The organism is Psychrobacter sp., from assembly GCF_018260395.1.
Taxonomy (GTDB): domain Bacteria; phylum Pseudomonadota; class Gammaproteobacteria; order Pseudomonadales; family Moraxellaceae; genus Psychrobacter.
In genome coordinates, this window is sequence record NZ_JAGLBC010000010.1 from 1 (window position 1) to 19,046 (window position 19,046).

The following is a 19,046-nucleotide window of genomic DNA, read 5'->3' on the forward strand; positions in this document are numbered from 1 at the left end:
CATTCTAAAATTTCACTTGATCTTAATTATTAATAGCTTGTTAAATTTTACATTTGTAATATATAATTACCAATTATAAATGTTAATATCTGAACTTATTAAACAATATCGACACCTCTTTATTCCTTTATCCAATATGGCTATTAATTATTCAACCTTTTAGTGGTTATAAAGCTTTTATGAAAAGTTTTAATCTAGTTTCGAGCTATATCTAATAAATTTTGTTAATTCATAGGTATGGTATATATAGTCTGATCCATAATAGAAGTAAGCAATAAATAACTCATTTAGCAGATTTTACAAATATTGAACATATACCTTTCTCATCGTTGCTAAAGTAAAAATAATTTTAATGTTGTATTATTTTTTTAGCGTATCCTGTTTGAAAATATTTACTTATGATGACCCACTACTTAAGGTTTTTTTTCATGAAATACTCGCACCTTTTCATTGCTATTAGTTTAACTATATCTGGTTTACTTATTGCCGGTTGCGACAAAAAAGACGAGGCGGCAAATGCTGCCGCTGCCCAGCAACAAATGCCCCCTGCTGTGGTGAATGTCATTCCTGTAAAATTTCAAACCGTTCCTATGGTTCATGAGTTCTCTGGTCGAACAGCCGCTTATGAGGTTGCTGATATAAGACCTCAAGTAACTGGGGTTGTAGATGAAATTCTTTTTCCTCAAGGCCGTATGGTACAAAAAGGACAACCATTGTATCGAATCAGTCCTGAAAACTATCAATCAAGTGCGGGTGCTAATCAGGCAGCAGTTCAACAAGCTGAAGCAAATGTTCAAACCGCCAAAGCAAGTTATAACAATGCGCTTGCCAATATTGAGTCTCAAAAAGCTTTGCTTCAGCAAGCACAGGCGGACGCACAAAGATTACAACCTTTAGTCTCGCAGCAAGCGATTTCGGCTCAGCAATATGAGCAGGCTCTTACTCAATTAAAAACCGCTCAAGCAGGTTTAAACAGTGCCCAAGCAGCAGCACAGCAAGCACAAGCGAATATTGCCAGTGCTCAAGCGGCAGTTAATACCGCAAAAGCTCAACTATCGGGTACGCAATTAGATTTGAGCCGCACCATAGTTAGGTCGCCTATCTCTGGTATCTCTGAGCGCTCAAATGTAACAGCAGGGGCATTGGTAAATGCAAATCAGGCCAATCCTTTGGTAACTATCTCTAAAATTGACCCCATTTATGTGGATATCAGTCAATCTTCATCTGAATTATTAAAGTTAAAACAGCAGCAAGCTATGGGTTCAGTACAAGCAGGTAGTAGCACTGTTGAACTGATATTAGAAGATGGATCAACTTATCCAATTCGAGGCCAACTGTCTTTGGCTGAAGCCAAGGTGGACCAAAGCACAGGCGCTGTTACATTACGCGCCATTTTTAAAAATAGCGGCTACATGCTTTTGCCTGGCATGTACGTGAAAGCTCGCCTTATTCAAGGCTTAGTCAATAACGCAGTCTTATTACCACAAAGCGCCATAATTCGTACGCCTAAAGGTGAGACTCAAGTTTATATCGTAGACAAAGACAATAAGATTCAAGTTCGCAATGTCAAAATCGATGGCACTTATCAAGGTCAATGGATTGTAACTGAAGGTCTTCAATTGGGTGATAATATAGTTGCTATAGGTGGCTCAAAAGTTAAGCCTGATCAACAAGTGGTTAGTAAGCCTTATGTACCTACATCTAATGAAGCCGCCGTCCTAAATCAAGGTCAGGGTCAAGCTCAGTCCCAACCTCCAATGGCTGCAAAACCTGAAATGGCTGCAAAACCTGAAATGGCTGCAAAACCTGAAATGGCTGCAAAACCTGGAATGCAAAATGGCCCTGTAGCGCCTCAGGCTAAAAATATGCCTGAAAAAGACGCTACAAAATAACTCAAAAATAGGCAGACTAGGAAAACATCATGTCGAGATTTTTTATTAACCGCCCTATTTTTGCTTGGGTGATTGCCATTATAGTCATGCTGATGGGTATCATTTCGGTCATTAATTTACCGATTGAACAATACCCACGCATTGCACCGCCTACTATTAGTGTCAGCGCTAACTACCCAGGAGCCAATGCTCAGACGGTTCAAGACTCAGTGGTTCAGATTATCGAGCAACGCATGAAAGGCTTAGATGGCTTAATGTATATGTCCTCTAGCTCCTCTTCAAATGGCGCAGGCTCTGTAACGTTAACTTTTGAGAACGGAACGGATCCAGATACCGCTCAAGTTCAAGTTCAAAACAAACTGCAAGCAGCCATGAGTTCGTTACCTGAAACGGTTCAGCGTCAAGGGGTCAATGTTAATAAGTCTTCTAGTAGCTTTTTAATGGTACAAGCCTTTGTCTCTGAAGATGGTTCAATGGATCGCTCGGATATTGCTGACTATGTTGCCTCGAATATCGTTGATCAAATTAGCCGTGTAGAAGGCGTCGGTGATGTTAATTTATTTGGTTCTTCTTATGCGATGCGCGTCTGGCTAGATCCTGCTCGCCTTCGTAGTTATAATTTAGTGCCCTCTGATATAGTAAATGCTATTCGAGCTCAAAATGCTCAAGTATCAGCGGGTCAATTAGGTCAAGCCCCTGCCAATACCAATCAACAAGTTATTAACGCTACGGTAAGTGTTCAAAGCTATTTAAAAACGCCAGAAGAGTTCTCAAACATATTGGTTAAAACCGATGGCACAGGGGCTCAAGTACGCTTAGGAGATGTGGCTAGGGTCGAAATAGGTAGTGAAAACTACGGTGTCGTCGCCCTATATAATGGCAAAGAGGCTGCCGGACTTGGTATCTCACTTGCTCCAGGCTCAAACGCTCTTGAAACCCGTCAGTTGGTTGCTGAACGTATGGCGCAGCTTGAAACCAATTTTCCAAAAGGCTTAGTTGCCGTCGTGCCTTATGACACCACCCCATTCGTTAAGCTATCTATTGAACAAGTGGTTCATACCTTGATTGAAGCGATTGCTTTGGTATTTGTGGTTATGTTTTTGTTCTTGCAAAACTGGCGCGCCACGATTATTCCAACCCTTGCTGTTCCTGTGGTTCTATTAGGTACATTTGCAGTATTGTATGTAGCCGGATTTAGTATTAACGTGTTGACCATGTTTGCAATGGTATTGTCTATTGGTCTACTGGTAGATGATGCCATTGTTGTTGTCGAAAACGTGGAGCGCATTTTAGAAGAAAATCCTGACATTTCCGTCAAAGATGCCACATTAAAATCTATGGGCGAAATTAGTAAAGTGGTCATCGGTATCGCCTTAATTTTATCTGCAGTCTTCGTACCTATGGCCTTCTTTGGTGGATCAACTGGTGTAATTTACCGTCAGTTCTCAATTACTTTAATTACCAGCATGGTGTTGTCAGCTATTGTGGCTTTGGTTTTCACCCCTGCACTGTGTGCAACCTTGCTCAAGCGTCAAAAAAATCATGGTGAAGATAAAAAAGGCTTCTTTGGTTGGTTTAACCGTAGTTTTGATAAAGTTAGTAAATCGTATGAGCGTTTTATAGGTAAAAGTATTAAGCTAAAATGGTTATATTTATTAGGCTATGCGGCAATAATAGGCCTTATGACGGTGGTCTTCCTTCGTATTCCTGGATCATTTTTGCCAGAAGAAGATCAGGGTATTATGTTTACCTTAGTACAGTTGCCCTCAGGATCCACTTTAGATGAAACGCAACAGGTCCTGGATAAAGTACGAACCTATTATAATACCCAAGAAAAAGATAACGTAGCCTCTGTGTTTACAGTGGCTGGTTTTAGTTTTGCAGGCCAAGGTCAAAATATGGGCCTGGCTTTTGTGCGCTTATCAGATTGGGCAGATAGGAGTGGCAAGGAGAATACAGCCCAAGCTGTGGCTGGACGTGCAATGGGTTATTTCTTTACCCAGCTTAATGAAGCTCAAGTGTTTGCCATTGTTCCTCCTGCAATTACAGAGCTTGGTAACGCGAGTGGTTTTGACTTAATGCTTCAAGATGTGGGTAACTTAGGACATGAAGGGTTGCTCGATGCACGTAACCAACTGCTTGGTATGGCTGCGCAAAATAAACAAGTGGCTGGCGTGCGTCCTAACGGTCAAGAAGATGCACCTCAGCTAAAAGTCAATATTAATCAGCAACAAGCGGCAGCTTATGGTCTAGCTATTAGTGATATTAATAGTGTCTTATCAACTGCTTGGGGCTCATCTTATGTCAACGACTTCGTAGATAGAGGTCGTATTAAACGTGTCTTTGTTCAGGGCGAAGCCGATAGCCGTACCAATCCTGAAGACATTAATAAATGGTATGTACGCAATAATGCTGGTGAAATGATTCCTATGGGAGGCTTTTCAACCAGTGAATGGGAGAATGGTTCACCAAGATTGACACGCTACAACAGCTTCCCCTCTATGAATATCCAAGGAAGTGCAGCTCCCGAATTAAGTACCGGTGAAGCTATGGCAGCTATGGAGCAAATGGTTGAACAGCTACCAGCCGGAGTGGGCTTTGAGTGGACAGGTATGTCACTTGAAGAACAAAAATCTGGTGCTCAAGCGCCGATGTTATATGCTTTATCTATATTGGTTGTTTTTTTATGTTTAGCCGCACTATATGAAAGCTGGTCGATTCCATTCGCTGTATTATTAGTAATTCCACTTGGGGTACTTGGTGCAGTAATGCTGACTTGGTTTAGAGCTTTTGCCAACGATATTTATCTACAAGTAGGTTTATTAACTGTGGTAGGCTTGTCAGCGAAGAACGCTATTTTGATTATTGAGTTTGCTAAAGAGCATCAAGAGGAAGGCTATAGTTTGCGTGAAGCGGTAATGACTGCAGCTAGACAGCGCTTGCGCCCTATTATCATGACGTCATTGGCTTTCGGTTTTGGTGTGGTTCCTTTATACTTAGCTACAGGTCCTGGTGCCGGTAGTCAAAACGCCATTGGTACTAGTGTGGTTGGGGGAGTAATAACCGCAACACTATTAGGTATCTTCTTTATTCCTATGTTCTATGTGTGGGTACGCTCTTTTTTTAAGTATAAGCCTAAGGGTCCTAATAATGACTCAGGTACAAATGCTGATCAGTCTCATGCTGCACGTGCTACTTTAGCGACTGCAACAAGTGCAGACTCTACCCCAGCTAATTTTGGAGACAACACTCAATGACGCCCTCTTATAAATCGAAAATAAACCTTAAAGGTCGAGCCATGAGTGCACTTGCTATGAATATATCTACTAAATGGGCACAAATATTTGGTCTATCAACTTTGACACTTGCTATTAGTGCGTGTCAAACAGTGCCTATGTCAGATGCTAATCCAGTAGTTGCTCGTCCAAATATTCCCTTGTTACCGGGACAAAACTATGAGCTTTATGGCAATAATCAAGTACCTTCAAGTCTTGCTGCGGTCCGTTGGCAGAGCTTCTATACTGATCCTAAGCTTAAAGCACTCATTCAATTAGGCTTAGATTATAATAAAGATGTTAAGCAGACGGTTTTGGCCATACAAAGAGCTCAAGCCCAATATCGTATTACAGATGCTAGTGATGCGCCTAATGTAGTTTTAAATGGACAATATTCTTACGGCGCTACCAATATTAGAGACCGTAATCCGAATGACAGCTTTAATGTGGGTCTAGGGTTAGCCGCTTATGAACTTGATTTCTGGGGTAAAGTTTCAAGCTTAAAAGATCAAGCTTTGCAAAACTATCTTAGTACCACTGCAGCTCGTGATACTGCTCAGGTTAGCTTGATTGCTAATATTGCAAGAAGTTATGTAGACCTAAGCTATCAGCAAAAGCAACTTGAATTAGCGATAAGTACTTTGAAGACTCGTGAAGAATCTCTACGTATTACTAAGGCTCGTTTAGATGCTGGTATTGACTCAAAAGCCCCGTCTTTACAAGCAGCAGCTTCTGTTGAAACTGCACGCATTGCTGCTTTAAATGCACAAAGTGGTGTTTTAAAGGCAAGAAATGCACTTAAGTTTTTAGTAGGTGCTCCAATCTCAGATGACATGCTACCGGCGCCAGCTGTCTCTTCGATTGCATCCAATCAAGTACTAAGTGCAGGTTTACCCAGTGATTTACTACGTTATCGCCCCGATATTTTACAAGCTGAATATAACTTAAAAGCCGCAGGGGCCAATATTGAGGTGGCTAGAGCTGCTTATTACCCTTCAATTAGTTTGACTGGTAATCTAGGTTATTCCAGTAGCGATTTATCTGACTTATTTAAGAGCAATGCTTCAAGTTGGTCATTTGGCCCTTCAATTCGGTTGCCTTTATTTGATGCAGGTCAACGTGACGCCAATTATGAAGTGGCACAAATCGAACGTGATCAAGCTGTTGCAAGGTATGAAAGCGCTGTTGAAACTGCCTTCAGGGAAGTTAATGACGTTTTGGCTGATCGAGCTACTTTAGATCAAAGAACCCAAGCTCAGTACCGCTTACAAGAAAATTATCAAGGGCTATTTGATATCTCTGATGCACGCTTTAAGGCTCAAGTTGATGACTATCTAGCTGTCCTTGATGCACAACGTTCACTGTTCTCAACTCAACAATCTATATTAAATTTAGAACAAGAACGTCTTAATAATCAAATTGCTTTATATCAAGCATTAGGTGGTGGTGCTAACTTAGGACCTGTTATAGTGCCAACTTCAAAGTATTACAACTTAGTAAATGTGTTAGAAGCTAAAAGCAATAAACAAATAGCTGCTCAAGCCATTGAAGCAAGTACTGGTCCAATTATTTTAACGCCTGAACAAGCATATGCTATTGAGGCCAATCAACCGGTTAACGTGGTTAAACAAAAAGAACTAACCCCGGTAGATATTAACAATGATAATAATACCGATGCTTATATTTCTGTGGTTGAAAATTCACCTAACACTGCCGGATCTAACGCATCAGGATCTAATGTAGCTGGATTTAAAGTAATAAAGACTAAAGAAGAAGTTAAGGTTGTTAAACCATAATGTTAAGTAATAGCTTTAAATCTTAGCGTAATATTAAACTTGTAGGTAAGTTATTTTAGTAAGAAGTTGAATTGATTATTAACTGATATTTATGTCGCTAACACAAAAAGGCGCTAATATATTTAGCGCCATTTTCATACAAAAAATTTGATTAACTCTAGATAAAATTATCTAACAGATTTGAGAGAGATAAACTTTAAACCAAGTATTGCTATTAATCGGGTAAATCGTGCCTAATGTGATCTGGACTCAAGCCAAAAGAAAACACAAAGGTAGCTACTAAGCTATTCACAATGATAAAGGCCACATCAATAGCCTCATGACCCATTATCAAACGACTCAACAAAGCTGATATCAGCAGCATAATTACAAAAAATATTGCTAAATACATTTTAATCTTGGGGTGAGTAAGGCTGTATCGTTGCTCTGGTTTAGGGCCTTTTTCTAAAAAGTAAAGGCGAATAGCCCACCCTGCCCCATAAGCCAACGCACCCATTAATAAATAGTTCAAAAAACCCATTTTTTATCCTATTTGGCCAATCTATTCTTTAATTACTATTGTTAAATTTAGCGCTACGTTTTACTTGATAAATTAAAAACTTGATAGCTTAATAACTTGATAGCTTGGCTATGTAATTACTTAATCCAACTGACTATAAATCACTAAATTTAACTTTCTACCTTGCCAGCAGGCTTGATAGTGATATTACCCACATCATCTGATTCCTTCTTAGAGCTTTGTGATAAATCTTCAGCTGGTTTATCATCGCATTCTACTTTATATATCGTATTAGCACCTTGTAAGATATAACCCAAATAAGGACTATCTAATGTTGGGTCAATATTAACATAAGCTTGCTTAACCTGCGCCACTACAAACACTCTATCAGGTCGACCGATAATTCCATCGACATTATTTGAATCAATAGAGAAATATTTAGAAACTTTGTCTAAATCAATGGGCTCAAGTGGCTCAGGGTCATCCCAAACTCTATTGGCAGATTGAGGTTCTTTCATTTGCATCACTAAGCCCTGTGCTTGCTGACTGACTTTAATCTGTGCAGGCTCGTCATGGCTAACTGTATAACAACCAGAAAACATTTCAGCATATTTTTTTATGCTATCGGCAGAGTTTTGCGGATTGGTAGCAGATTCATGTGTCACTGTATGATCTGGGGCTTCTGATTTATCACAACCTGACATCACTAGTGTCATACCTGTAAGTAGCAGAGTCGAAGATATTATAGATAAAGAATATGGTTTCAAAACAAAATTCCAGTAGATAATGATAAAAGACTTGGCTCAAGCTAAGTTGGCCTAATAACCAATTATATAGTTTGCAATAAAGCACTGCCATTGTATTACTGTATTTTAACAAACTTCATTTCTTTATGATGTATGTTATCGAATATATTAACCGCTTCTTGTAAATTAAAAGCTGTATATTTGCTATACTAGATGCTAAATTTTTGACATTTTTAAAGTAATGCGAGTCGCTATGTCTGTTCTTAACGCTAAGCCAAATACCACTATTGCATTTACCGATGGGGCATGTAAAGGTAACCCTGGACCTGGTGGATGGGGTGCATTTTTGGTACTCAGTGATGGACAGCAGGTCGAGCATTTTGGTGGCGAAGAACATACTACCAACAACCAAATGGAATTAATGGGTGCCATTATGGCGCTTGAAAAAAGTCCACATGACCAACATCTAGAGATTTGGACAGACTCAAGCTATGTCAAAAATGGTATTACCTCATGGATTAAAGGTTGGAAAAATAAGGACTGGAAAACTTCAGCTAATAAACCTGTAAAAAATAAAGAATTATGGCAACGTCTAGATGCCCTTCAAGCACAACGTGATGTCAGTTGGCACTGGGTAAAAGGCCATGCTGGTCATGAAGGCAATGAAAAAGCTGATGAACTTGCCAATCGTGGTATTTTATCTTCTTCTGAATCTGCCAGTTCTAATGCTAATTATGACAATGAGCTTAAAAAAAAACTAAATAGCGCCTCTATCGCTTTAAATTCTTGTACAGATATAGAATCATCTGCTCAATTAAACGAGCAACCAGATCCAGATAACGCAATGAGACCTACAAGTAATATGAATAATCTAGAAAATATCAATTCGCAAACAAACCATAACCCTAAAAACGATATTGGTTCTGAAAAAGACAACAGTTCAAAAACTACAACAGACTGGCTAGATAATGATCCTTTAGGATTTGATGAAAGCATTGAGGATAGCCTATCCGCAGTAGATGAAATGGACATGTCGATGTCAACTTTAATACCTCAAGCAAACTATAAAATACCCTCTACATTCCCTAACAACGAATTACAGGTTTCAGATCAGTTAAAAGATGATGACATTAAGTTTGATGGAGATACTAGTCGAGCCAATCCTCACTTCAAAGCATTATTACCTGAGCCAATTAATAGAGGCATAACCGGTCGTCAGCTAATAATGGATACTGAAACTACTGGTCTTGATGCGTTAAAAGGCGATAGAGTGATTGAGGTAGGTATAATCGAGTTAATAAATCGCAAGTTTACTGGGGAAAAACTTCACGTCTATATTAATCCTGAACGTGGCATGGACGATGAAGTAATTCGAGTTCATGGTATTACAGAAGCTTTTTTAGCAGACAAACCTAAATTTAAAGATGTCGCTAAGCCACTTTATGAGTTTATGCTAGGTGCTGAAGTTATCGCACATAATGCTTCATTTGATATGAGCTTTTTATCAATGGAGTTTGATAAGGTTGGGTTGACAGACTTTGCTGAGAAAATTACGGTTACCGATTCCTTGGTAATGGCCAAACAGCAATACCCTGGCCAAAAGAATACTTTGGATGCTTTGGTACGCCGTCTTAATGTAGGTAAAATGGATCGCACCTTCCACGGCGCTTTATTAGACTCTGAGATTTTGGCAGAAGTTTATTTGGCCATGACTGGGGGACAAGTCGCTCTAGCGATTGATGAAGATACGCAATCTGAAGGTGAAGGATCACATGCAGATTTTAGTCAATTAGCTTCTCAAATATTAAGCGCTAAATCTCAGATAAACGATCATGTAAACTGGGTAGCAAAGCTATTAAAAAAATATCCTAAATTGGCTGAAACTCAAGGTATTGGCTGTTTCTATTCTATTAATGAAGCCAGCACAGCCACTAACCTGCTGTTCCAAAAACCTTTATTTAGTCAAAGTTCTCAAAATAGCACGAGTGTCATAGATGCTGATTTAGCCAATAACTTATTTATTTCATCGTAATTAATAGCTTGAATAATCTTTTATTATTCCAAAACGAATTGTTAGTGGTTATTGCTTGATAAGACCAATTATAATAAAGTGAGTGATACGCAATAAGGACATACTCGCGTACCTTTTTAAATAAAGAATAATTATTTAAATTAAAGATAATATGGACTCCTAAATTAAGCGATAATTATATGATATCAAGCAAGCCAAACCATAAAACAGTTAATGCGATTAGTATCACAAACTTTGATTTGACCTCGCTATACCTGTTACGCCCAGAGATCAAAATTATTCTCACAACGGCTGAGCAGCATTTATCTGAATTCAATGACGATACTGACCAAGCCCCTTTATTGCTTGATTCTGCAGCCATGTTAAAGCAATTGGCAGCGGTTTTGGATCTGATATCTCTTGATGGTAGCAGTGACTTGGCTTATGCCTTATCTGGTGGCATGCAATATTTATATGATAAAGCAGACAGTGGAGACGATAATCTTATAATAAGCTTGGCTCAAGGCATTATGACTTTGTCACGCTATATAGAATTTGTCTTATTGCAAGAGACTGTTGAACCTAGACTATTGCTAGAGGTTATCAATAATATTCATGCTTTAATTGGTAAAGAACGTCTTAAAAGCATTTCCAATGAAAGCTACGAAGATGATGATTATCACTATGTCAGTGTCGCCAATCCTGCTCAAAATTTTAAGTCCGTTGAAAGTTTAGTTCTTGATAGCGACTTGCTAATTACTGCATATCGTGCAGGGCTTGCTGTGGTTTTAGCGGCGCAGACTTCAGATCTCAATGATAACCAAATAAAAAATATTAATGCTATGACAGCTGCATGTGCCATGGTGGCAAGCCAGTCAACCACACTCTTTTGGCAAGCTGCCGCTGCCGTAACTCAAAATGTCATTCAATTACTGCCATTAACTGAATCTCAAAAAAGACTTTATATATTTATTGATCAACAATTACATAGTTACTTGCCAGTTGATGATAGAAGATTTGCAGATTTGGTAAGCTTTGCGTGTAAGCAACGCAACAAATGGGCCGATGAGTTAAAAGTAAAACTTAAAGACAATCAGCTTGGCCTAAAAGAACTTAACGCCCTAAAACGTTTTTTACAAGGACCTGATCAACAAATTACCTCTACTGTAAATACTTTGATTCAACAAGAAATTGATAGCGTTAAGTCTGAAGTTTATGAATTGGTTAATCATTCCCATCTTTCTCAAACTGCCTTTGAAGCTAATAGCTTTCAACCTATTGCCACTCGACTATCAAACTTGGCATCTACCTTAAAAGTCTTGAACTTAGAGGTTGCATCAGCAACATTACAAGATTCAGTTAGTGATATCAAGAGCTGGCTAGCACCAGGGCCTATTGAGCTTGATCGATTATTAAATAAATTAATGATTGCTGAAAATGCGGCCATCAACTTGTCAAAGTCTTATACACCTACTGCCCAACTTCAGCAACTAAATAATGCCAATATCTCGATTCATCAATTGGACACTGCTTATTTAGACTTAATCAAAGAGTCAAGACAGCTTATAATTAACTTAGAACGTACAATTAGTGACGTCGTAGATTCTTTGGCTACCGCTAAGACAGATGATACTAATCATACAGAGTCAGTATTTGAGGGTAATGAGTCCTTTAATAATATTCCTAGTGACTTAAAGCAAATCGCAGGCGCCTTGCGTTTCTTAGAGCTGACAGATGCTGCCAATACGCTAAATCGACTTGTATCAAATATTGAAAAAAGTTTTATTATCACTGATAAATCAAGACTTATCGCTTCAAAAGAAGAGTATCAGAGGTTTGAAAAAGTGGCAGACATTTTATTGGCCATTGATCATCAACTCAGTTGTCAGCAATTAGGCCATCCTACGGTAAAGCATGCCGTTCATACTGCTAACCGAAGTCTAACTGAGTTATTAAGCTATTGAGTTATTAAGTCTTTGATTTTTTGCCGCCTAACCATGTTAGTTTGTTTTGAGCTAGTTCCTATAAGTTTCATTTTTAGGTAGTAAATTTAGGTATTAAGTTCTAAATTGTTTATATTATTTTATTTATGAGGTACACGTGATCACCGATCGATTAGACGACCTTCCTCTACTATTTGATCGTTTTGGGCTTGAGCGACTACCCGATGAACAACGTCAAAAGATCGCAATCGTAGATGCTACTTTACCACAGACCCAATGTGGCCTATGTGACCACACTGAAGGCTGCCTACCTTATGCTATCGCAATAGTAGTAGATAATGAGCCACATAACAAATGCGTGCCAGGTGGACAAGTTGTCAGTGATACTATTGCTAAACTATTAAATAAAGACACGCTAATCGTACGTGAGTCAAGATGGCCTGTTGACCTTAATACCAGTCGTCCCACTGAAGTACGTGCAGTAATACGCGAAGATGATTGTATTGGTTGTACCAAGTGCATTCCTGCCTGCCCGGTTGATGCCATAATTGGCACTGGTAAGCATATGCATACCATCATTACCGACTTATGCACGGGGTGTGAATTGTGCCTATCCCCTTGCCCCGTTGACTGTATTGATCTGGTTGAAGTCGCTCGTAACCCTGCCACCAATACTGCGGAGTATAGAGCCAAAGAGCAGGCACATCTTAGATATCGTTACCATACACATATCAATCGAGTTGCCGAACAAATGAGCGATAAAACGCATGCTAAGCCAGTTACTAGCGTGATTGAAACTATGGTCGGTAACGCTTCGCATCAAAGTTTGGATATAGATGAAACCAAAGCCAAAGCCACCATAGCTGCAGCAAAGTTACGTACGAAAATAAAGAAACTTGAAAAGCAGTTAAATTTGCGTCCTAATGAAAATAATCAAGCACAATTGGACCATTTAAAACAGCAACTGGCAGAGCTTAATTAGTAGCTGGTAACAAGTAGAAAGTAACTAGTTGAAAGTAACTAGTTGAAAGTAGCTCGCAGTTAAAGTTGCCAAATTTAAGTTAAATTTTTTAATAAAACCTTAAACTCAGCACCGTTTGTAATGGAAAAGCCTTCATTAATATGAGTAAAGTTGTAAAACATAAGACAGCGAATACACCGCCTTCAAGACGTATGCCTAATCGACATGTGCGTCCATTCTTCGAAAAGCTAGCTGATAGCATCGATGAGCCTGTAACAGAACTTGAATATAACAGTAACTTTGAATTACTAATCGCTGTAATTCTCTCAGCGCAAGCGACAGATGTCAGTGTCAACTTGGCCACCCTTAAGCTTTTTGCTGTAGCAAATACCCCAGAAGCTATTTATGCTTTAGGTGAAGAAGGTCTCAAAGAATATATCAAAACCATAGGCCTATATAATGCAAAGTCAAAGAACGTCATCAAAGCCTGCAAAGACTTAATTGAAAAACATGGTAGTCAAGTACCGGACAATCGCAAGGATTTGGAAGCACTGGCTGGGGTCGGTCGTAAAACCGCTAGTGTTGTGTTAAACACAGCTTTTGGTCAGCCTACTATGGCAGTCGATACTCACATTTTTCGCGTAAGTAATCGAACAGGATTAGCCGCTGGAAAAACGGTATTAGCGGTTGAACAAAAATTATTAGATCGGGTACCTGATGATTATATTATTGATGCTCATCATTATCTTATTCTACATGGGCGTTATACGTGCCAAGCGCGAACGCCTAAATGTGGGATATGTCCGGTTTATGAAGAATGTATGTTTAAAGACAAAAAGGTTTTTGCCACTATGTAAAATTTGTAGCAAACTTATTTAAGTTCAACTGTCTATACAAAATGAGACGCCTAGGCTGCTAGAGTTTTGGTATCATTCAAGGTAAAATAAGCCATTTAAAGTTTTATATTCATCTTTATAGATTTTACCTTCCTATTGCAATGAGCTTCTTACCGTTATTGCCGTGTTAAAATCTTCAATTTTCGAACGCAAGCTCCTGATTATAAGTGACTCTCCTACTATGCATGACTATCAACTATTTACTTCAGAATCTGTAAGTGAAGGCCATCCAGATAAAATGGCAGATCAAATTTCAGATGCCCTACTTGATGCAATTATGCGTGAAGATTTGCATGCCCGTGTGGCCTGTGAAACCTTAGTGAAAACAGGTGCAGTTGTTTTGGCCGGTGAAATTTCTACCACAGCTAATATCGATATTGAACGTATTGTACGTGATACTGTCAATGGTATCGGATATCATCATTCTGATTTAGGATTTGATGGAGATACCTGTGCTGTTATCAATATGATTGGTAAACAATCTCCTGAGATTGCACAAGGTGTTGACCGTATGAACCCTGAAGATCAGGGTGCCGGTGACCAAGGACTAATGTTTGGCTATGCCAGTAATGAAACTGAAGTATTAATGCCTGCCCCTATAGAATACGCACACCGTTTAATGGAACGTCAGTCTCTATTACGTCGTACAGGAGCTTTGCCTTGGTTACGTCCGGATGCTAAAGCACAGGTAACTTTAAGATATAATGAAGGGGCACCTGCCGCTATTGATGCGGTTGTATTATCGACCCAACATGATCCGAGCATTTCTCAAGAGGATCTAAAAGAGGCGATAATGGAAGAGATTATCAAACAAGTTTTACCAAAAAACTTGCTGCATAAAGGTACACGTTATCATATCAATCCTACTGGTAAATTCGTGATTGGTGGTCCTGTTGGCGATGCAGGTTTAACAGGGCGTAAAATTATTGTAGATACCTATGGTGGTATGGCTCGTCATGGTGGCGGAGCATTTAGTGGTAAAGACCCTTCAAAAGTCGACCGTAGTGCCGCATATGCTGGTCGTTATGTAGCAAAAAATATCGTTGCCGCTGGCCTAGCTGAGCGCTGTGAAGTTCAAATTAGTTATGCCATTGGTGTTGCAGAACCTACCTCTATTGCAGTAAATACCTTTGGCACTGCTAAAGTAAGCCCTGAAGTTATTATTGAGCTTATCCGCACCCATTTTGATTTGCGCCCTTATGGCATTACGCATATGCTAAATCTTCTTCAGCCTATGTATCAGCAAACTGCAACTTATGGCCATTTCGGCCGTGAAGGAAGTGAAACAGCTTTCACTTGGGAAAAAACAGATAAAGCTGAACTATTAAGAGCAGATGCTAATATCTATTAATAATTAGCTAGTAGTTTAATATGGTTTTTAAGTTTTGCGATTAGGGGATTTTTTACCCTACTTTATTAATAAAGATATAGTGAATAATTATGAGCGATAACAACAAGACAAACGACACTCCTGCACTATCAAAAGATATTGAAGCTTTTTATAAGCGTGCTGATGCTATTATTGAATTGTCCAATGCTCAATTAGGTCCAGACGCCCATTCGGGTCAAGTTGGTGCTTCCTTATTATATGCTGCAGCTCGCTACAGTGCTTCAGTGGCTTCAATTGGATTTGTCAAAGGCAGTGATCTGGCAAAAGAGAAAAATGAAATTGTCGAATTTTATGCTAAGCAGTATCGTCAAATGTTAAGTGATAACTTAGATGACTACGCTGATAACTTTGATAAATATGTACAGGTTAATAATGACTAGCTGGACAGTAAATAACTACAATAGATTCAAGTTATCTAACGAACGGATTTATGTCATTTAAATAAAAATAATGTAAATTTATCAAGTGATCTTACTCAATAATAACTTTATATTTAAAATAGCCAGATACTTTATGTTTCTGGCTTTTTTAATCTGAAGAGATTGATTTTAGCCTTACTAACATGAAGTATTACTTTGAGATATGTTATTTTATTTATTCATTAACCGAATAAAAAACCCTTTACCTATAAGATTAGATAAAGGGTTCAGAAAATTTAAATAAGTAAAATGAACAAAAAGTTTATTCAACAAATAGTTCTAAATAACTTTTACTCTTTAAGCTTTAAGCTTTAAGCTGTTCTGCTTTTGAAAAAGTTAAGTTATCCTCTTCGTCCACATCCACCATGATGGTATCCCCTGCCACGAATTCTCCAGATAGAAGTTTTAGAGATAATGGGTTTTCTATCTGTTGCTGGATAGCTCGTTTTAAAGGACGTGCACCATAAACGGGATCATATCCCACTGCCACTAGCATATGCATCGCATCGGGTGACAGCTTGATATCCATCTCGCGTTCTTTTAGACGATCACGTAAGCGATTTAGCTGAATGTTAGCAATACCAGCCATCTGTGACATACCTAATGGATGGAATACCACAATTTCATCAATGCGGTTGACAAACTCTGGACGGAAATGCTGACCTACAGACTCCATTACCGCAGATTTAATCTCTTCATAGTCATCTCCAGCCATCTCTTGAATCTTATGCGATCCTAAGTTACTGGTCATAATAATAACTGTGTTTTTGAAATCAACAACACGTCCTTGCGAGTCAGTTAAACGGCCGTCATCCAACACTTGCAACAAGATATTAAATACATCTGGATGCGCCTTTTCAACTTCGTCAAACAATATAACACTATAGGGCTTACGGCGTACAGCTTCAGTCAGAACACCACCTTCTTCATAACCAACATATCCTGGAGGGGCACCTACCAAGCGGCTTACACTATGCTTCTCCATATACTCACTCATGTCAATACGTACCATGGCATCTTCAGAGTCGAATAAGAAGTTAGCCAATGATTTGGTTAACTCAGTTTTACCAACCCCAGTTGGGCCTAAGAATAAAAAGGACCCAGATGGACGATTAGGATCTGATAAACCTGCACGACTACGACGCACCGCATTGGCCACTGACTGAACCGCTTCATCTTGACCCACAACGCGCTCATGCAAACGTTCTTCCATCGTTAGCATTTTTTCACGTTCGCCTTGAAGCATTCTATTGACAGGTATACCTGTTGCTGCAGCTACCACCTCTGCAATTTCGTTATCAGTCACTTTATTACGAAGTAGTTTGATCTCATCACCTTCAGCAGATTGCTGCTTTTGCTCAGCAAGATCAGACTCAGCAATGCGCTTCTCTAACTGCGGAATAGTCTCATACTGCAATTTACTCATGGTTTCGTAGTCACTCTCGCGGCTAGCTTTATCATAAGCGATACGTGCTTTGTCCAGTTCGTCTTTTAATTGCTGACTGCCTTTTACCAATGCTTTCTCAGCTTGCCAAATTTCATTTAAATCGGCATATTCTTTTTCTAGCTCTTCGATTTGCTCATCAATCACCTTGCGCTCAGCTTGAGCACCTGCGTCTTCTTCATTTTTAAGCACTTCTCGTTGCATTTTTAACTGAATCAAACGACTATCAAGTTTGCCCAAAGCTTCAGGCTTGCTGTCCATTTCCATACGTAGACGGCTAGCGGCCTCGTCAATTAGGTCAATCGCTTTATCTGGCAACTTGCGGTCAGTAATATAACGATGACTCATACGAGCTGCAGCAATAATGGCGCTATCTTGAATATCAACACCGTGATGTAGCTCATAGCGCTCTTTTAGACCACGTAAGATAGCAATGGTATCTTCAACAGTGGGCTCATCTACCAATACTTTTTGGAAACGACGTTCCAACGCTGCATCTTTTTCAATATACTGACGATACTCGTCTAAAGTAGTTGCTCCAACACAATGTAACTCACCTCGAGCCAATGCAGGTTTTAACATGTTACCTGCATCCATGGCACCATCGGATTTACCAGCACCGACCATCGTATGAAGCTCATCAATAAATAAGATGACATTACCTTCTTGTTTTGCTAAATCATTTAGAACGTTTTTTAAACGCTCCTCAAACTCACCTCGATACTTGGCCCCTGCAATCAATGCCCCTAAATCTAATGACAAAACTTCTTTTCGGCGAAGACCTTCTGGCACATCACCATTGACAATTTTTTGTGCCAAACCTTCAACAATGGCTGTCTTACCTACCCCTGGCTCTCCAATCAAAACTGGATTATTTTTAGTACGACGTGACAACACTTGGATAGTTCTACGAATTTCTTCATCACGACCAATGACTGGATCCAGCTTACCCATTTCGGCACGCTCAGTTAAGTTAATGGTATATTTATTTAGCGCATCACGTTGGTCTTCTGCGTTTTGATTGTCCACAGTTTGTTCTCCACGAAGTTGCTCAATAACTGATTTTAGTTTGTCTGAAGTAACCCCAGCTTCTTGAAATATCTTTTTGGTGCTACCTTGCTCAGCAAGTATTAACATAACCCATTCAGTGGCAATATATTCATCCCCTGCTTTTTGAGCTTGGCGGTCAGCAAGGTTTAAAACTCGAACTGATTCAGGATTTAGGTTTACCTCACCAGTGGGATTAGCAATAACAGCTTCATTTTCTAAAGCCTTAATCACTCCATTTTTTAAGGCTGGAATATTGGCTCCAGCTTGCTGACATACCGAAATATTTGACTCATCTTCTAGTAGCGCTGCCATAATATGAATTGGGCTAATACTAGTATGGTCTCGGCCGATAGCCAAACTTTGGGCTTGCTGTAAGGCAGCCTGCAATTTTTGTGTAAACTTTTCAAATCTCATGGGTTCATCCTTATAATAATTTATACTTTTTATATTAAAATCATAGAAGCATAATGTTCGTACCATTAATTATTAAGCCATTTAAGCAGTACTTATATTATGCTCTGATCTGTTCTGATATATATATGCCGTCTACTAAGTTTTATTTCAAGTACGCATCAATCAATATCATGACTGTCAATGCATTTACTTGACTATAAAGTAATCAACCAACTATTTTCATTTTATAAATAGAAGTTTTATTTCTTAAAGATTTTAAAAAGTATTATATTTGCGTATTATTTTAATTGAGTATGTTTATAGCCAAAAA

General features: G+C 39.0%; 12 protein-coding genes. 9 read left to right on the forward strand and 3 right to left on the reverse strand.

The annotated features are described in order from the left end of the window. Nucleotides 1–428: 428 nt before the first annotated feature. From QZ265_RS01835 to QZ265_RS01845, 3 genes are read left to right on the forward strand one after another with little or no spacing between them, the layout of a single operon-like run. On the forward strand, nt 429–1,892 hold the full coding sequence (locus QZ265_RS01835; protein WP_296402803.1) for an efflux RND transporter periplasmic adaptor subunit: 1,464 nt from the start codon (nt 429–431) through the stop codon (nt 1,890–1,892). A gap of 29 nt (nt 1,893–1,921) precedes the next feature. After that, entirely contained in the window at nt 1,922–5,149 is a 3,228-nt protein-coding gene (locus QZ265_RS01840) for an efflux RND transporter permease subunit (RefSeq protein ID WP_296402804.1), read from the forward strand. A gap of 41 nt (nt 5,150–5,190) precedes the next feature. Continuing rightward, nucleotides 5,191–6,963, forward strand: coding sequence for an efflux transporter outer membrane subunit (locus tag QZ265_RS01845; protein WP_296402806.1), 1,773 nt, complete (start codon nt 5,191–5,193; stop codon nt 6,961–6,963). Between the two features lie 214 nt (nt 6,964–7,177). On the opposite strand, the gene QZ265_RS01850 is transcribed toward QZ265_RS01845, so the two are convergent. Together QZ265_RS01850 and QZ265_RS01855 are read right to left on the reverse strand one after the other, a co-directional pair. Beyond that, a complete protein-coding gene (locus tag QZ265_RS01850; RefSeq protein WP_296402808.1) occupies nt 7,178–7,483 on the reverse strand; it encodes a hypothetical protein in 306 nt (101 codons plus the stop codon). A 149-nt stretch (nt 7,484–7,632) separates the two neighbouring features. Further along, nucleotides 7,633–8,229 (reverse strand): hypothetical protein, encoded by a 597-nt coding sequence (locus tag QZ265_RS01855; RefSeq protein WP_296402810.1) that lies wholly within the window; start codon nt 8,227–8,229, stop codon nt 7,633–7,635. A 232-nt stretch (nt 8,230–8,461) separates the two neighbouring features. Between QZ265_RS01855 and dnaQ the strand changes: the two genes are divergently transcribed. The 6 genes from dnaQ to QZ265_RS01885 all read left to right on the forward strand — a co-directional run bounded on the left by dnaQ (nt 8,462) and on the right by QZ265_RS01885 (nt 15,789). Continuing rightward, nucleotides 8,462–10,240: a DNA polymerase III subunit epsilon gene (dnaQ, locus tag QZ265_RS01860; RefSeq protein ID WP_296402812.1), complete on the forward strand. Its 1,779-nt coding sequence runs from the start codon at nt 8,462–8,464 to the stop codon at nt 10,238–10,240. Between the two features lie 179 nt (nt 10,241–10,419). Continuing rightward, nucleotides 10,420–12,183 carry a hypothetical protein gene (locus tag QZ265_RS01865; RefSeq protein ID WP_296402814.1) on the forward strand — a complete coding sequence of 588 codons (1,764 nt, stop codon included), beginning with the start codon at nt 10,420–10,422 and terminating at the stop codon, nt 12,181–12,183. Nucleotides 12,184–12,319: 136 nt separating this feature from the next. Beyond that, nucleotides 12,320–13,144, forward strand: a complete 825-nt coding sequence (locus QZ265_RS01870; RefSeq protein WP_296402817.1) for an RnfABCDGE type electron transport complex subunit B — start codon at nt 12,320–12,322, stop codon at nt 13,142–13,144. Between the two features lie 140 nt (nt 13,145–13,284). Continuing rightward, nucleotides 13,285–13,980 carry an endonuclease III gene (gene nth / locus QZ265_RS01875; RefSeq protein WP_296402819.1) on the forward strand — a complete coding sequence of 232 codons (696 nt, stop codon included), beginning with the start codon at nt 13,285–13,287 and terminating at the stop codon, nt 13,978–13,980. A gap of 220 nt (nt 13,981–14,200) precedes the next feature. Next, nucleotides 14,201–15,370 carry a methionine adenosyltransferase gene (metK, locus tag QZ265_RS01880; protein ID WP_296402820.1) on the forward strand — a complete coding sequence of 390 codons (1,170 nt, stop codon included), beginning with the start codon at nt 14,201–14,203 and terminating at the stop codon, nt 15,368–15,370. Between the two features lie 89 nt (nt 15,371–15,459). Next, entirely contained in the window at nt 15,460–15,789 is a 330-nt protein-coding gene (locus tag QZ265_RS01885) for a DUF3144 domain-containing protein (RefSeq protein WP_296402822.1), read from the forward strand. A 343-nt stretch (nt 15,790–16,132) separates the two neighbouring features. On the opposite strand, the gene clpB is transcribed toward QZ265_RS01885, so the two are convergent. Beyond that, a complete protein-coding gene (gene clpB / locus QZ265_RS01890) occupies nt 16,133–18,736 on the reverse strand; it encodes an ATP-dependent chaperone ClpB (RefSeq protein ID WP_296402824.1) in 2,604 nt (867 codons plus the stop codon). Nucleotides 18,737–19,046 lie beyond the last annotated feature (310 nt).

What these genes read in the sequence shown, in the direction of transcription:
- QZ265_RS01835 (WP_296402803.1), top strand. Translation starts at nt 429, where the DNA reads ATGAAATACTCGCACCTTTTCATTGCTATTAGTTTAACTATATCTGGT.
- QZ265_RS01840 (WP_296402804.1), top strand. Translation starts at nt 1,922, where the DNA reads ATGTCGAGATTTTTTATTAACCGCCCTATTTTTGCTTGGGTGATTGCC.
- QZ265_RS01845 (WP_296402806.1), top strand. Translation starts at nt 5,191, where the DNA reads ATGAGTGCACTTGCTATGAATATATCTACTAAATGGGCACAAATATTT.
- QZ265_RS01850 (WP_296402808.1), bottom strand. Translation starts at nt 7,483, where the DNA reads ATGGGTTTTTTGAACTATTTATTAATGGGTGCGTTGGCTTATGGGGCA.
- dnaQ (WP_296402812.1), top strand. Translation starts at nt 8,462, where the DNA reads ATGTCTGTTCTTAACGCTAAGCCAAATACCACTATTGCATTTACCGAT.
- QZ265_RS01865 (WP_296402814.1), top strand. Translation starts at nt 10,420, where the DNA reads ATGATATCAAGCAAGCCAAACCATAAAACAGTTAATGCGATTAGTATC.
- nth (WP_296402819.1), top strand. Translation starts at nt 13,285, where the DNA reads ATGAGTAAAGTTGTAAAACATAAGACAGCGAATACACCGCCTTCAAGA.
- metK (WP_296402820.1), top strand. Translation starts at nt 14,201, where the DNA reads ATGCATGACTATCAACTATTTACTTCAGAATCTGTAAGTGAAGGCCAT.
- QZ265_RS01885 (WP_296402822.1), top strand. Translation starts at nt 15,460, where the DNA reads ATGAGCGATAACAACAAGACAAACGACACTCCTGCACTATCAAAAGAT.
- clpB (WP_296402824.1), bottom strand. Translation starts at nt 18,736, where the DNA reads ATGAGATTTGAAAAGTTTACACAAAAATTGCAGGCTGCCTTACAGCAA.